At 39.3% G+C, this 14,726-nt stretch carries 15 protein-coding genes; all 15 read right to left on the bottom strand.

The window, feature by feature from the left end:
* Window positions 1-11: 11 nt before the first annotated feature.
* Window positions 12-2,159, bottom strand: coding sequence for a chemotaxis protein CheA (locus AC27GZ_RS14760; RefSeq protein WP_487096121.1), 2,148 nt, complete (start codon window positions 2,157-2,159; stop codon window positions 12-14).
* Between the two features lie 12 nt (window positions 2,160-2,171).
* A complete protein-coding gene (locus tag AC27GZ_RS14755) occupies window positions 2,172-2,915 on the bottom strand; it encodes a protein phosphatase CheZ (protein WP_487096120.1) in 744 nt (247 codons plus the stop codon).
* An 89-nt stretch (window positions 2,916-3,004) separates the two neighbouring features.
* Complete coding sequence (cheY, locus tag AC27GZ_RS14750; RefSeq protein WP_081967698.1) at window positions 3,005-3,388, bottom strand: chemotaxis response regulator CheY; 384 nt, start codon at window positions 3,386-3,388, stop codon at window positions 3,005-3,007.
* A 68-nt stretch (window positions 3,389-3,456) separates the two neighbouring features.
* Window positions 3,457-4,176: an RNA polymerase sigma factor FliA gene (locus AC27GZ_RS14745; RefSeq protein WP_487096119.1), complete on the bottom strand. Its 720-nt coding sequence runs from the start codon at window positions 4,174-4,176 to the stop codon at window positions 3,457-3,459.
* 83 nt (window positions 4,177-4,259) lie between these two features.
* The gene (locus AC27GZ_RS14740) at window positions 4,260-5,102 is read right to left on the bottom strand and encodes a MinD/ParA family ATP-binding protein (protein WP_487096118.1); all 843 of its coding nucleotides are present in this window, start codon (window positions 5,100-5,102) and stop codon (window positions 4,260-4,262) included.
* 85 nt (window positions 5,103-5,187) lie between these two features.
* Window positions 5,188-6,726 (bottom strand): flagellar biosynthesis GTPase FlhF, encoded by a 1,539-nt coding sequence (gene flhF, locus AC27GZ_RS14735; RefSeq protein ID WP_487096117.1) that lies wholly within the window; start codon window positions 6,724-6,726, stop codon window positions 5,188-5,190.
* Window positions 6,727-6,775: 49 nt separating this feature from the next.
* Window positions 6,776-8,878 carry a flagellar biosynthesis protein FlhA gene (flhA, locus tag AC27GZ_RS14730; protein ID WP_487096116.1) on the bottom strand — a complete coding sequence of 701 codons (2,103 nt, stop codon included), beginning with the start codon at window positions 8,876-8,878 and terminating at the stop codon, window positions 6,776-6,778.
* 106 nt (window positions 8,879-8,984) lie between these two features.
* Complete coding sequence (gene flhB, locus AC27GZ_RS14725) at window positions 8,985-10,115, bottom strand: flagellar biosynthesis protein FlhB (RefSeq protein WP_487096115.1); 1,131 nt, start codon at window positions 10,113-10,115, stop codon at window positions 8,985-8,987.
* Window positions 10,116-10,901: a flagellar biosynthetic protein FliR gene (gene fliR, locus AC27GZ_RS14720; RefSeq protein ID WP_487096114.1), complete on the bottom strand. Its 786-nt coding sequence runs from the start codon at window positions 10,899-10,901 to the stop codon at window positions 10,116-10,118. It abuts the gene before it with no gap.
* Window positions 10,901-11,170 carry a flagellar biosynthesis protein FliQ gene (gene fliQ / locus AC27GZ_RS14715; protein ID WP_487096113.1) on the bottom strand — a complete coding sequence of 90 codons (270 nt, stop codon included), beginning with the start codon at window positions 11,168-11,170 and terminating at the stop codon, window positions 10,901-10,903. Before fliQ ends, fliR begins: the two co-directional genes overlap by 1 nt.
* Before the next feature lie 78 nt (window positions 11,171-11,248).
* Entirely contained in the window at window positions 11,249-12,010 is a 762-nt protein-coding gene (gene fliP / locus AC27GZ_RS14710) for a flagellar type III secretion system pore protein FliP (protein WP_487096112.1), read from the bottom strand.
* Window positions 12,011-12,014: 4 nt separating this feature from the next.
* Entirely contained in the window at window positions 12,015-12,497 is a 483-nt protein-coding gene (gene fliO / locus AC27GZ_RS14705; protein WP_487096111.1) for a flagellar biosynthetic protein FliO, read from the bottom strand.
* Window positions 12,497-12,904 (bottom strand): flagellar motor switch protein FliN, encoded by a 408-nt coding sequence (gene fliN, locus AC27GZ_RS14700; RefSeq protein ID WP_487096110.1) that lies wholly within the window; start codon window positions 12,902-12,904, stop codon window positions 12,497-12,499. The genes fliO and fliN overlap by 1 nt, the downstream gene beginning before the upstream one ends.
* Before the next feature lie 63 nt (window positions 12,905-12,967).
* On the bottom strand, window positions 12,968-14,032 hold the full coding sequence (fliM, locus tag AC27GZ_RS14695) for a flagellar motor switch protein FliM (RefSeq protein WP_487096109.1): 1,065 nt from the start codon (window positions 14,030-14,032) through the stop codon (window positions 12,968-12,970).
* A gap of 67 nt (window positions 14,033-14,099) precedes the next feature.
* The gene (gene fliL / locus AC27GZ_RS14690) at window positions 14,100-14,663 is read right to left on the bottom strand and encodes a flagellar basal body-associated protein FliL (protein ID WP_487096108.1); all 564 of its coding nucleotides are present in this window, start codon (window positions 14,661-14,663) and stop codon (window positions 14,100-14,102) included.
* Between the last annotated feature and the right edge of the window lie 63 nt (window positions 14,664-14,726).

Raw genomic sequence — 14,726 nt, 5'->3', positions numbered from 1 at the left:
ATCAATTTCAGCTATGAGCGCAATTTTTTATTTATCGGTGATTTTTTTGCATAAAATTTTAATAAATTCGCAATATCTAAAATCAGCGCGATACCACCATCACTGGTAATAGTTGCACCAGCCATACCAGGCGTACCGTGTAAGAGCCGATCGAGTGGTTTGATAACTACTTCTTCTTGGCCAATTAATCGATCAACTACAAAGGCTATTTGTTGATTTCCTAACTGGACAATGACCACGTGTCCTTTGTCACGAGGTTTATCTTCATAATCTCTTACCAACCACTGATCTAAATAAAATAATGGTATCGCTTTTTCACGAACAATAATCGTTAGCTGACCATCAACGCTATTAGTATTGGTTAAATCAAGATGGAAAATTTCATTTACTGAAGCAAGCGGTAATGCAAAGGTTTGCTCTCCTACTACTACCATAAGTGTAGGTAAAATTGCGAGAGTTAACGGCACTTTAATTTCTAATACCGTACCTATACCCATTTCAGAGTCGATATTAACAGTACCATTTAGTTGGGTGATTTTAGTTTTCACCACATCCATACCAACACCACGGCCTGACACTTCAGATATTTCAGTTTTAGTAGAAAAACCTGGCGCAAAGATTAGGCTAAAGGCTTCTTTATCAGGCATTTTTGCCGCAGCATCAGCATCAAGAACACCACGTTCTATGGCAATATTCTTAAGCTTTTCTGCATCCATACCCGCGCCATCATCTTTAATGGTTAACAGGATATGGTCACCCTCTTGTGAAGCAGATAGTATAACTGTACCTTGACGCGGTTTTCCCATTGCTTCACGTTTATCAGGCTCTTCAACACCATGGTCAACTGAGTTACGCACTAAATGCACAAGTGGATCAGCCAACGCTTCTACAAGGTTTTTATCTAAATCGGTATCTTCACCTTCCAGTACTAATTTAATATCTTTGTTTAAACTACGCGCTAAATCACGTACTACACGAGGAAATCGACCAAAAACTTTCTTAATAGGTTGCATGCGAGTTTTCATCACAGCACCTTGTAAATCGGTAGTTACCGCATCTAAATTAGAAACAGCCTTATTTAAATCTTCATCATCAGAAGTAAGCCCTAAGCTAGTTAATCGATTTCGAACTAATACTAACTCCCCAACCATATTCATGATTTTATCAAGGCGTTTAGTATCAACCCTTACCGTGGTTTCACCTTGTGGCGTTGAAGGTTGAGCCGCTTTTGCTGATGCTTTAGCTGGCTTACTAGCTGCTTTAGCTGCGGGTTTTGCTTTTGCAGCGGGAGCTTTAGCAGGTGTAGGTTTAGCTTTAGGCGTTGACGCTACTGGTGTTTCAGGTTCAGCAGGCGTTGTATCTGCTGCTTTTGGTGCTTGACCCTTACCATGTAATTCATCTAACAGACTTTCAAATTCATCATCATTAATTTCATCTGAAGCAGTATTTAATGCTGGGGAAGCATTTCCTGTGTCTGAAGAAAAAGCTCCTTGCCCATGAAGTTCATCAAGTAAAGATTCAAATTCATCATCTGATATTTCATCACTATTTGTTGATTCTTCAACTTGTGGGGTTTCAGTAGTAATTGGCGTTTCAACAGCACTTGGAGTGCCGCTACCGTGTAGCTCATCAAGCAAACGTTCAAACTCATCTTCACTCATTTCATCAGTTGAGCTAGACTCTTCATTAACTGGTTCTTCAACTTGCACTTCAGGTTCAGGAGCCGGTTCAGCAGTTAATTGCTCTGGTAAGTCTTCAATTTCCTCACCTTGCGGAACACTCAAACGATGAAGTTCAGCTAAAAGCTCAGGCTCTGCTGCCACTAATGGCTCTCTATTTTGCACTAAGGCAAACATGTCATTAACGGTATCAAGCGCAGATAAAATAGTATCCATCAACTCAGCTGTTACAGAGCGTTGACCATTTCGAAGTAAATCAAATATATTTTCAGCAAAATGACACACGTCAACCAATTCAGTTAACGAAAGAAAGCCTGCACCACCTTTTACTGTGTGAAAACCACGAAAAATTGCATTAAGTAAATCAGCATTATCAACATCATTTTCAAGTTCAACTAATTGCTCTGAAAGCAATTCAAGTATCTCACCCGCTTCAACTAAAAAGTCTTGTAGAATTTCTTCATCTGCTTCAAAAGACATCCGTAACTCCTATTAAAAACCTAGACTTGATAAAAGATCGTCTACATCGTCCTGATCTTCAACAACATCATCTCTACTTTCTGAATTAACAATTGGCCCTTCAACAAGGTTGTCGCCCATCTTAGGTGTTGATTCTGCTTTTGCTTGTTCCGCAGAAATACCAAAGGCTGTTAACATATTGATAAGGCTGTCTTCTACTTCACGTACTAAGTCGATTACCTTACGAATAACTTGCCCTGTTAAGTCTTGAAAGTCCTGTGCCATCAAAACATCAGTCATTAAACTATGTATATGGGCTGTTTCTTTACCCGTTGTGACCAACAGTGTATCAATATCACCGCATAGACTCTTAAATTCTTTTAAGTCTATTTCATTATTCATCAGTTTAGTCCAAGCGGGGTTAACTGCACGAACTTGATCAGCAATATTATCAACAACAGGGAAAATAGACTCAACCGCATCCATCGTTTTGTTTGCGGCTTCTTCAGTACGAGTAATGACATAATTTAATCGTTCTTTAGCATCAGGGATATCTGCCGTCGCTAAATCATTTAAACGGGAATCTAACTGGAAGTTAGTTAATGAGTCATGAAGTTGACGCGTTAACTTACCTATTTCAGCAAACAACTCAGAATTGATTGGGTTTTGAATTTCAGCAATCAACGCATCAGCTTTTTCTTGCTGATCCGTTTCTAAATACTCAACCAAAGATTTAGCCTGCTCCAAAGAAACACGGCCTACCATTGCGATACTCATGCAAAGTCCTTACTATTAAACCAAAGCATTACTAGATTTATCGGGCAATTTACCTATAGCTTTAAAATATTGCCTAATAAAAGCAGAAACTAAGCTAAGCGCTCAAAAATTTTGTCTAATTTTGTTTTAAGCGTTGCTGCTGTAAATGGTTTAACAATATAGCCATTAACACCTGCTTGAGCAGCCATAACAATTTGCTCTTTTTTCGCTTCAGCTGTTATCAATAATACAGGAATGTGCGATAAACTCGCATCAGCACGAATGGCTTTTAATAAGTCAATACCTTGCATGCCAGGCATATTCCAATCGGTTACAACAAAATCAAAGTCACCACCTTGAAGCATCGGTAAAGCTGTACTGCCGTCATCCGCTTCTTGAATATTGGTGAAGCCTAAATCCCGTAACAAATTTTTCACTATACGTCTCATGGTTGAAAAGTCATCAACAACAAGCACTTTCATATTTTTATCCAAGGCACCCTCCAGCGAAACATCTGATTTTCTATTTTATAAATTAATTACTAAGTTACTACTTATTCTACTCAACTTTGCCAAGATTGCATACGTGATTTTAACCTATGCATTGCTTGACTGTGAATTTGGCTCACTCTTGACTCACTCACGTCTAAAACTTGACCAATTTCACGTAAATTTAATTCTTCATCATAGTACAAAGACAGTACTAAAGCTTCTCGCTCGGGTAAAGAGGAAACACACTCACTAAGCCCTTTTTTAAAAGCACTATGCTCAATGTCTTGATAAGGATCATCGCCATGGCAAGATTCATCAAAATTAATAGCATCTTCACTAACACCAAGGTCATCGATACCAAGTATTTTTCCTGTACTAACCTCACTTAATATATGATGGTATTCATTTAATGAAATATCAAGTTTTTCAGCAACTTCTATATCAGTAACATCTCGGCCTAATTCTGCTTCAAGAACTTTAATGGCTTCACTGACCATACGGCTGTTTTTATGTACTGATCGAGGCGTCCAATCACCTCGGCGTATTTCATCAAGCATAGCACCGCGAATACGAATACCAGCAAAAGTTTCAAAGCTTGCCCCTTTGGCGTTATCAAAATTATTTGCAGCTTCGAATAAGCCAATCATGCCAGATTGAATAAGGTCATCAACAAGGACACTAGCGGGTAGACGTGCTAATAAATGGTAGGCAATACGTTTGACTAATACGGTATGCTGTTCTAACAACACCGTTTTATCTATTTGATTGTTGTAAGCGCTCGCTTTTACCACGTTATATCATTCTCGCTCAAACTATACTGTTTATTGAATCAATTTATTATTGTTTACCCTTACTAAGGGTGGTGAATTAATTACTAATAATCAAGTAATTGTTCAATAAAAAACTCTAAATGACCGGAGGCTTGTTTAGGAATAGGCCAACTTATCACTTTAGTGGCTAGTCCCTTAAAAGCTTTGGCTGCAGGTGAATCTGGAAAGGCTTCAACTATGGCCTGTTGTTTTCGTACAGATTTTCTAATATTTTCATCAAAAGGCACGACAGCGACTAACTCGAGTGCTACATCTAAAAACCTATCGGTCACTTTTGTTAATTTAGCAAAAAGCTGCTGTCCTTCTTTAGGACTACGAACCATATTAGCGACCACTTTAAATTTAAAAACGCCATGGTCTCTGCTCAATAGTTTCATTAATGCATAGCAGTCAGTTATTGATGTAGGCTCATCACAAACCACTAACATCACATCTTGAGATGCTCGAGTAAAACTTAATACCATGTCTGAAATACCCGCAGCCGTATCTACAATAAGTACATCAAACTGGGTTTGCATTTCACTAAAAGCGCGAATTAAGCCCGCGTGCTCTGATGGTGTTAAATCAACCATAGATTGCGAGCCTGATGTGGCAGGAATAATTTTTATGTTGCTAGGGCCAGTAATAATAATATCATCAAGTTCACACTCGCCTGATAATACATGAGAAAGGTTTTGTTTAACTCTTAACCCCAACATAACGTCAACATTAGCTAAACCTAAGTCAGCATCAAGTACTAACACTCGTTTGCCCTGTTGACCCAGTGCTATTGCAGTATTAAGGGAAACATTCGTTTTACCAACGCCACCTTTACCACCCGAAACTGCGATTACTTTAACTTTTTTTAAGTCCTTCATTTTTCTTAAGCCGCTCGCTTGATCTGCCATTAACACTACTTCTTTGATAATTCTTATTATATTACTTCTTTACAGCCATGAAGAAAACTACAATTATTAAAGTACTATGACTTTATTACATAGCGACGGCTGGTGCTACCGGCATTGACCGTGCGCTTGTATAAAGATTGCTCTTTACTGACTTTGCTGCCATTTTGTCCGCAAGCGTAACTAATTTCTCAGCATTTGCAACTTTAATATCTTCAGGAACTCGCTGACCATCTGTAAGGTACCCTATTGGTAAGCCATTTTGAATTGAAGTTGTAATTATTTCGCCAATACTGATACTTTCATCAAGTTTAGTATAAATACACCCCGATAACGGCACTTTTTTAAAGCGCTCAACATTTTCTTGCATAACTTGTTGTTGAGTATTAGCAGCAAGCACTAAGTAATTACGAATTCGAATACGTGCATTAGACACTAAGTTGGCTAAATTTTCAGCTAAACGCATATCTCTTTGGCCCATACCTGCAGTATCAATTAGTACTAATTTCTTTTGCGCAAATTGTTGAAGTAATGAATCAAGCGCTTGTGCATCTTTAGCAAGTTTAACCTGACAACCAATTATCTTCCCGTAAGTTGCTAATTGTTCAAAGCCTGCAATTCTAAAGGTATCAGTTGAAATAAGTGCGACTTGATCATGACCATGAACTTGCGCAAACCGGGCAGCTAATTTAGCGATAGTTGTAGTTTTACCAACACCTGTTGGACCAACCAAAGCAATCACGCCGCCTCGCTGAATAATATCGTTTTGTGTCGTATTAATTTGTTCACTGATCAATTTAGTGGCCGCTTGCCATGCTTGCTCTTCATGATGTCCCGCTGGTACATAACCGGCAATTTGATCGGCAATTTGTTCATTTAATCCCAGTGATAATAAACGGGAAACAAGTACAGCTCTGTGTGGATCTTTTTGCGCCATATCTTGCCACATTAGGCCAGACACTTGATGCTCTAACAATTGTCTAATAGACGCCATTTCTTGTTGCATTTTATCAAAATCTTGCTGACTAACACTCGCTTGCTGCGTTAAAGGTTGAGCATTTTGCTGCTCACTTAATTGTTTAGCCATTTGTTGTGCTTCAACTGAAGTATGCCCTTGTGGCTCACCAGTTGATTGCGCTGCTACCTCATAAGGCGCAGGAATAGTGCCGTCTGGGCTTGAATGACGTAAGCGCTCAGTGAAACTACGTAACTGCTGCTCAATATTCTCATCACTTTCACTGCTACCAGTAACCGTGCTTTGATTTTGCTCATGTGTTTGAGATTGTTGAGTTTGGGGCTGCTGGGCTGGAGGTTGTTGTACTTGGCGCCCAAGTAATGCAGATAAGCTATCCATAGGGATCTTAGGCTCAATACGCCCTTCTTCCTGTTGGCTTGGCGGTGCACTAATACTTACCACATCATTACTTATTTCAGGATTATCGTCAGCAACAACTTGATGCTCAGGTTTTGCGTCGGGAACTGATTGGCTGTAATCAACTGCAGCCATCAATTCAATCCCTTCGGGGATTTTTTTATTTGACATAATAACCGCATCTGCACCTAATTCTTCTTTAATTTGTGCTAATGCGCTACGCATATCTTTGGCAACAAAACGTCTAATTTTCACGATCAACCTCTCATTTAGTAACTTCTGTGCTCGTTACTCAAGCTATTATTTACTGCCCAATGGCACTAACAATTTTAATTTGTTTATCATCTGGAATTTCTTGGTAAGAAATTACGCGTAAGCTAGGTATTGTGTATTTAACAAATTTCGCTAGTACGGTTCGTAAAATTCCTGACGTTAATAATATAGGTGCCTCACCCGCCATCTCCTGCTGCTGAGCTCCTTCTGTAAGTGATTTTTGCAAACGCTCTGCTAAACCAGGCTCTATCCCTGCGCCATCATCACCTGCCATTTGCATTGACTGGTGCAACATTTGTTCCAACTCAGGTGCCAAGGTTATGACAGGTACTTCCGAGGCCGCGCCTACTAAGTCTTGAATAATAAATTTACGTAGCGTGATTCGTACTGCGGCGGTTAAAACTTCAGCATCTTGACTCTTAGGCCCATATTCAACCAATGTTTGCACAATAGAGCGCATATCGCGTACCGCAACCCCTTCATTCATTAAACTTTGTAATACTTTAACCACTGTGCCTAACGTTAATATCTCAGGAATAAGACCTTCAACTAATTTAGGGTAAGATTTAGCTAGCATATCAAGCAGGTTCTGCACTTCCTCATGACCAAGCAGTTGAGAAGCATTATTTGTCAGAATTTGACTTAAGTGTGTAGCTAATACCGTTGCAGAATCAACCACAGTGTAGCCTAGTGTTTGTGCTTGCTCACGTTGGTTTTGATTGATCCAAACTGCATCTAGACCAAACGCTGGATCTTTTGTCACTACACCGTCAAGCTTACCGAATACTTGCCCAGGGTTGATGGCTAATTCTTGATCATGCCTAATTTCCGCACTACCAATAGTGACGCCCATTAGCGATATTTGATAGGTATTAGGATCTAAATCTAAGTTATCTCTAATGTGAACTGCCGGCACTAAAAAACCAAACTCTTGTGATAGTTTTTTACGTACCCCTTTAATTCTACTCAGTAACTCGCCGCCTTGAGCTTTATCTACTAAAGGAATTAGTCGATAGCCAATTTCTAAACCTATGACATCTACATGGTTAACATCGTCCCAATCAAGCTCTTTAACCTCTTCTTCTTTTTGTTTGGTTTGAGCTTGTTCTTCTTGAGCAACTTTTTCTAGTTCTACCGCTTTACTTGCTTTACGCTTAGTGCCCCAATAAGCACTAGCAGCAATAACAGTAGCAAAAAATAAGAAAATAAAATGAGGCATGCCAGGCACAATACCCATGACAAACATAACGCCTGCTGCAATATAAAGTGATTTCTCTTGCCCAAGCTGGCTACTAACTTGCTCGCCCATATCTTGAGAGGTATTTTGTCTAGTCACTACAATTGCTGTAGCAACAGATAATAGTAAACCAGGTACTTGCGCCACTAAACCGTCACCTATGGTTAGTAGCGTATAAATTTCAACAGCATTGTCAAAGGTTAAATCATGCTGCACCATACCGATAACTAAGCCACCAATAATATTGATGAACAGAATTAAAATACCAGCAATAGCATCCCCTTTAACAAACTTACTGGCACCATCCATTGAACCATAGAAATCAGCTTCACTGGTCACTTCAACACGACGTTCTCGTGCTTGCTCTTGATTGATAAAACCCGCATTTAAATCTGCATCGATTGCCATTTGTTTACCCGGCATTGCATCAAGGGTAAAACGGGCGGTAACTTCAGCGATACGACCAGCACCTTTAGTAACCACAACAAAATTGATAATAATTAAGATTAAAAAGACCACTAAACCAACAGCATAATTACCACCAATAACAACCGAGCCGAAAGCTTCAATCACTTTACCAGCGGCGGCGGTTCCCTCATGCCCTTCCAGTAATACAACACGAGTACTCGCCACATTGAGTGCTAATCGTAATATGGTTGCAATAAGAATAACGGATGGAAATGAGCCAAACTCAAGCGGTTTTAATGTATAGACAGTTATTAGTAATACGACAAGCGAAAGTGCAATATTAAATGAAAACAATACATCTAATAGCCAAGCTGGCATGGGTAAAACCACCATACCAAGTGCAGCCATCACAAGTAATGGTGTCCCTAAGCCAGATAACACACTTAGCTTTGTTTTTTTGAACTGATTTAAATAGCCGGTTAATTCCATTGGATACTGCTAGCTCTTAATGATAATTTTTTGACGCTAGTAGTGAAATTGCAAAAGCTATACCAAAACACTCATTGGCATGTTTTAGCTAAAAGTAAAGCTGCTATTAATATTTAAATTCATCAGGAATAGGCAAATTTTTGGCAATAGGTATCGGCTTTCTTGCTCGTCCTTTTTTGTGCTCGTTTAATTGAAAAATAAACGCTAACACTTGCGCAACAGCAGCAAACAACTCTTCGGGAATATCTTGGTCCACTTCTGCCGTATAATACAGGGAACGAGCAAGTGCCGGCGCTTGTATAATTTCGACGTTATGCTCTTTTGCAATAGTGCGAATATGCATAGCCATTTCATCAATGCCTTTAGCAATAAGAACTGGCGCACCGCCTATTGCCGCATCATATTTTAACGCCACACTAAAATGAGTAGGGTTAGTAATAACCACATCAGCATTTGGCACTTCGGCCATTTGGCGTCGTTGAGACATTTCATACTGTGTTCGCTTGATACGACCTTTTATTTCAGGATTACCTTCGGTATTTTTATGCTCATCTTTCACCTCTTGCTTAGTCATTTTTAACTGTCTTGTATGGTTCCAGATTTGATAAGGCGCATCAATGGCAGCAATTATACCAACCGATAAAGCCAGCACTAAAAACATCCACAATAACATGCTGACCGCATGCTCAAAATTGGTGGGAATGGTTTCTAAACTTAGTCCTAAAATCTCGCCAAAAAGCGCAGTTAAAAGTAAAAATGCCACAATAAAAACCACAAAAAACTTTAAAATGGATTTAATCAATTCAACTGCAGCTTGTACACCAAACATTCGTTTGAAACCTGCAATAGGTGAAAGTTTACTTGCTTTTGGTGCCATAGCTTCCCAAGAAAAGCTCATACCACCTAACATTGTGTTTCCTACAAAAGCCGCGATCATAACGATCACGAAAATCCATAGCATTGGCCAAATGATTGCACCAAGGGCATTTTTAATAACGCTAAAAATAGCATTCATGTCCATGGCTTCTTCACGGGTAATACTAAAGAGGCGTTTCATCACATGAGTGAGCTCTTCTGTTAACGAGGCTCCCATCAATAACATGGCACAAGCGCAACCCACTAAAACAAACATAGTACCGAGATCTTTAGAGCGAGCTATTTGCCCTTTCTTTCGTGCATCGGTAAGTTTTTTTGCCGTGGGGTCTTCGGTTTTTTCACCGCTATCTGAATCAGCCATTTAAGGTACCGCACTACAATTAATAAGGTAGCAACTAAAATCTAACGCTCGTTGCCACTGTAATTCAAAGTGGGTAAGGAAATTACCAAAGGTTAGCCACATGATCAGCAAACCTGCCATCATGGTTATAGGAAAACCAATTGCAAATATATTTAACTGTGGTGCTGCTCTGGTCATAATGCCAAAAGAGAAGTTTATTAATAACATGGCGGTAAGCGGAGCTAAAGCCAGTGAAAGTGCGGTAGCAAACATCCAAGATCCCCACTCAGCAATCTCTTTAAATTTAGGGCTAATAATATAGTCACCACCAATGGGTAAGGTTTCAAAACTTGCTACCACAAATTGTAAATAGGCTAAATGTCCATCCATCACCCAAAAAAGTAGAGACGATAATATTAAAAAGAATTGACCAACAGCAGGTACATTCATACCACTAGCTGGATCAACTAGTGACGCAAAGCCCAAGCCTGATTGCATTGCAATTATTTGCCCTGCCAAGGTAAAGGTATTTACCACCATCACAGTAATGAAACCTAGCATGACACCAATAATGACTTGCTGACCAATCAATAACGCCGTTGATAAAGATAATAAATTTTCAACGTTTGTTGGCGGAATTGCCGGCATAATAGCGATAGTAACCGCTATACATAAAAACAGTTTTACGCGAGTAGGAATAGTACGAGCACCAAAACCAATCATGGTCATGATGAGAGCAGAAACACGGGTAAAAGGCAGAATAAAATCAGCCAGGTATTGATTAATAACTGACTCAGTAAATTCCATTAGCTAACCACACTTGGAATGCTGGCAACCAACCTAAAGGTATAGTCCATTAATTGCTCTACCCCCCAGTGACCACCATATATCAGCGCAAGTAAGGTAACTATAAGTCGAGGTAAAAAACTTAACGTTTGCTCGTTAATAGAAGTAGCGGCCTGAAATACAGCGACAATCAAACCTATAATTAAGCTAGGCAAGATCACGGCACTTACTAGAATAATCACTAGCAATAACGCATCTCTTAATATGTCGACAAAGACTTCTGGACCCATGTTATTTTCTCTTATTTACAGGAAACAGTTTACTCGTAAAAGCTTACTGGAATAAAAAAAAGCGAATAGTTAGCAAGGTTACCCCCCTAAACCATAACTTGTCGCTATGGTACCTATCACTAAATTCCAGCCATCCACTAAAACAAATAGCATTAACTTAAACGGTAATGACACTATCATGGGTGATAACATCATCATACCCATTGCCATCAAGATACTCGCTACAACCAAATCGATAATCAAAAACGGAATAAATAATATAAAGCCTATTTGAAAAGCTGTTTTTAATTCACTAATAATAAAAGCAGGAATGATCACTGTCATAGGTAAATCTGTTGGTTTATCAACAGCTTCTAGTCCTGCCATTGCAGCTAAGGTATCTAAATCTTTTAATCTTGTTTGTTCAAGCATAAAAGCACGTAGTGGTACTTTAGCTTGGTCAATAGCCTCCACTGACGTCATTTGCTCAGCAAGGTAGGGCTGAATAGCGGCTTCATCTATTTGATTATATACCGGCGTCATAATAAACAAGGTCATAAATAAAGTTAAGCCAATAATCACTTGATTTGACGGGGTTTGCTGCAAACCAAAAGCCTGACGTAAAATGGCCATTACCACCACAATACGGGTAAAAGAAGTCATCATAATAACGGCAGCCGGAATAAAGCCGAGTGCCGTCATAAATATAAGGATTTGCAGTGTTACTGAGTATTCTTGCGAGCCATCAGGATTGGTAGTCAGTGTTAATGCTGACATTGATAAATCTTCAGCAGCGTATAAGCCAAAGCTTGTACTGAGCGTAGTTAATAATATTAAGATGGGTAATAGCGTTTTATTCATAAAATTACGTTTGTTTTTTATTGGTTTTTTGTAAAAAAGCTAAAACATTGTTAGCCATAGGTAACGTAGTTTCTGACGGGACTTCTATAGGAGTTTCTAAGGTTTCAATTAACGTGACTTGCTGAGCAGTAACCCCTAACACCAATTGCTTTTCAGCCACTTGCACCACCACCAATCGCTCCTTTGCTCCTAAAGATAAATTGGCAACGACTTTCAATTGATTGGTGTTTTGTTGCACAAAATTAAAACGCTTTAACATAAAAGCACTCACTATGATTAACGCTAACACCATCAGCAATGACAATATCATACTACTGGCATCTACATTGGCCATCACATGTTTGCCAACTTCAGGGGTTGGCGCAGTAGTTACTGTGCCTGCAGTGTTACTTTGCTCAGCTCTTTGCTCAACGATTTGCTCTGCAAAAGCAAGTTGAGTAAATATACTCAATATGAAGGCAGTAAGTACACTTGCAAGTTTCATCATTATTTTAATTTTTTAATACGTTCAATTTGGCTAATAACGTCAGTTAATCGAATACCAAACTTATCGTTAACCACAACAACCTCGCCGTGAGCGATTAAAGTGCCGTTAACTAAGACATCTAGGGCTTCACCGGCTACACGGTCAAGTTCAACGACTGAGCCTTGGTTTAACTGTAATAAATTTCTGATACTAATATTACTACGCCCTACTTCCATTGAAATAGTCACAGGTATATCTAAAATAGCATCAAGCTTACGTTTTTCTTCACCCGTAATAGGTGTGTCATCTTCGGTTAACTCTTCTAATTCAACCGCTTCAGCTTGTTTAGCATCTTGAGTTGAGGCTTCCGCTTGCTCATCTAGCGCCTCATCCCACATACTTAGATCTTCATCATTATCATTACTCATACCGCTTGCCTCAATGTTCAATTCTTTAAAATATTAATTCACAATGTATCGCTATTTAGCGCGTTATAAATCATCTTCAAGTAGTTGCAGCTCTGCATCACTATCCAGACGTTTGCCACCTTTAGTTAAAATAGTTAACTCAGACTTCACTGATTCTGGACGTTTAATTTTTTCTTCTATTTTCAGAGCAACATTTTCTCGACTACGTCCTAGTTTGGCTCTAAAGGTTGGTAAATCTTCAATAAGTACCGTGATATGATCCGGCATATCAATCGGGATGATATCGCCAGCTTTTAGCTCCATCACTTCGCTTAGCGGAATTTCTACTTCTAAAAATTTAGTATTTAGGGCAACTGGCACATCCATAATTTCATCACGAAGTGCTTTAGACCAACGCATATCCGTATCTTCTTTATCACTTTGAACACCCGCATCAAGCAGCTCTCTAATAGGCTCTAGCATTGAGTAAGGTAAAGCAACATGGAAATCACCGCCGCCGCCATCAAGCTCGATATGGAAAGAGCTGATAACTACCACCTCAGTGGGGCTGACAATATTTGCCATTGACGGGTTTACTTCTGAATCAAGATATTCAAAAGAAACATCCATCACAGGAGACCAAGCTTCTTTATAATCTTCAAAAATGAGTTTTAACAACATTTGAATAATACGACGTTCAGTAGGGGTAAATTCACGACCTTCAATTTTGGCGTGATAACGACCGTCGCCGCCAAAAAAGTTATCCACTAAAATAAAGACTAAACGGGCTTCCATAGTGATAAGTGCCGTACCTTTTAAAGGACGAAAACGCACCATATTCAAACTAGTAGGCACGAATAAGGTATGAATATACTCACCAAATTTAATCATTTGAATGCCGTTAATAGACACTTCAGCCGTGCGGCGCATCATATTAAACAAGCTAATACGCATATGACGAGCAAAGCGTTCGTTAACCATTTCCAGCGTTGGCATGCGGCCACGCACAATTCTATCTTGTGAGGAAAAATCATAATCAGAGGTGCCGTCTCTTTTCTCGGCAACCTCTTCTATTATTTCTTCTTCTTCAACGTCATCAACGCCATGTAATAATGCATCGATTTCGTCTTGCGATAATAAATCACTCACTGGTCATTCTCTTTTTTAGCTTAGTGTTATTTAAGGTAAATATTTAACCCATTTATTCGTTTTCGGTTTATTGCATTACAAATCCTGTAAACAAGACTTTTTCAATTGTTTTAGCACCTTCAACATCTGTCATCACTTTTTGTACTGCCGCGAGTGACTGTTGTTTTAATGACTCTTTTCCTGCACTGGTTGATAGGTCATCCGCATTGGCCTGTGAAAAAACACCCAGTAAGGTACTTTCTATTAACGGAATATGCATCTTGGCATTCTCTTCATTGTCACCACCGCGTACTAATAACTGAACCCGAATTTCTACAAACCTATCTCGTGCCGCACCAGGAACATTAAAACGAAAGGGTCTTGGCATAGGTACATAAAGTGCGCTACCTACTTGTGCACCTTCAGCTACAGCACCCTCGGCACTGGCTGACTCACTATCTAGTGCTGAATCAAGGCTTTCTTCAGTTACAACCGTATCATCACCTGCCATAAAGAAGAAATAACCACCACCGGCTGCGCCGAGTAAAACAACAACAGCAACAATGATAATCATCATTTTTTTCTTTTTGCCACCACCGTCTAATTCTAATTCAGCTTCATTACCGTTGGCTTTTTCTTTTTCATCTGCCATGTGTCGCCCTTTAATATTTCAATTGGTTTGTATTATCTTAAGATAATATCCTCGAAATGCATC

The organism is Colwellia sp. SU-HH00943, from assembly GCF_057546125.1.
This window is presented reverse-complemented; position numbering and strand designations above follow the sequence as displayed.

Bases quoted from the DNA above. Each gene is read 5' to 3' on its own strand.
- fliQ (WP_487096113.1), bottom strand. From the start codon at position 11,170: ATGGGTCCAGAAGTCTTTGTCGACATATTAAGAGATGCGTTATTGCTA.
- flhA (WP_487096116.1), bottom strand. From the start codon at position 8,878: ATGGAATTAACCGGCTATTTAAATCAGTTCAAAAAAACAAAGCTAAGT.
- fliR (WP_487096114.1), bottom strand. From the start codon at position 10,901: ATGGAATTTACTGAGTCAGTTATTAATCAATACCTGGCTGATTTTATT.
- AC27GZ_RS14755 (WP_487096120.1), bottom strand. From the start codon at position 2,915: ATGAGTATCGCAATGGTAGGCCGTGTTTCTTTGGAGCAGGCTAAATCT.
- fliN (WP_487096110.1), bottom strand. From the start codon at position 12,904: ATGAGTAATGATAATGATGAAGATCTAAGTATGTGGGATGAGGCGCTA.
- fliL (WP_487096108.1), bottom strand. From the start codon at position 14,663: ATGGCAGATGAAAAAGAAAAAGCCAACGGTAATGAAGCTGAATTAGAA.
- AC27GZ_RS14740 (WP_487096118.1), bottom strand. From the start codon at position 5,102: ATGGCAGATCAAGCGAGCGGCTTAAGAAAAATGAAGGACTTAAAAAAA.
- fliO (WP_487096111.1), bottom strand. From the start codon at position 12,497: ATGATGAAACTTGCAAGTGTACTTACTGCCTTCATATTGAGTATATTT.
- fliP (WP_487096112.1), bottom strand. From the start codon at position 12,010: ATGAATAAAACGCTATTACCCATCTTAATATTATTAACTACGCTCAGT.
- AC27GZ_RS14760 (WP_487096121.1), bottom strand. From the start codon at position 2,159: ATGTCTTTTGAAGCAGATGAAGAAATTCTACAAGACTTTTTAGTTGAA.
- flhB (WP_487096115.1), bottom strand. From the start codon at position 10,115: ATGGCTGATTCAGATAGCGGTGAAAAAACCGAAGACCCCACGGCAAAA.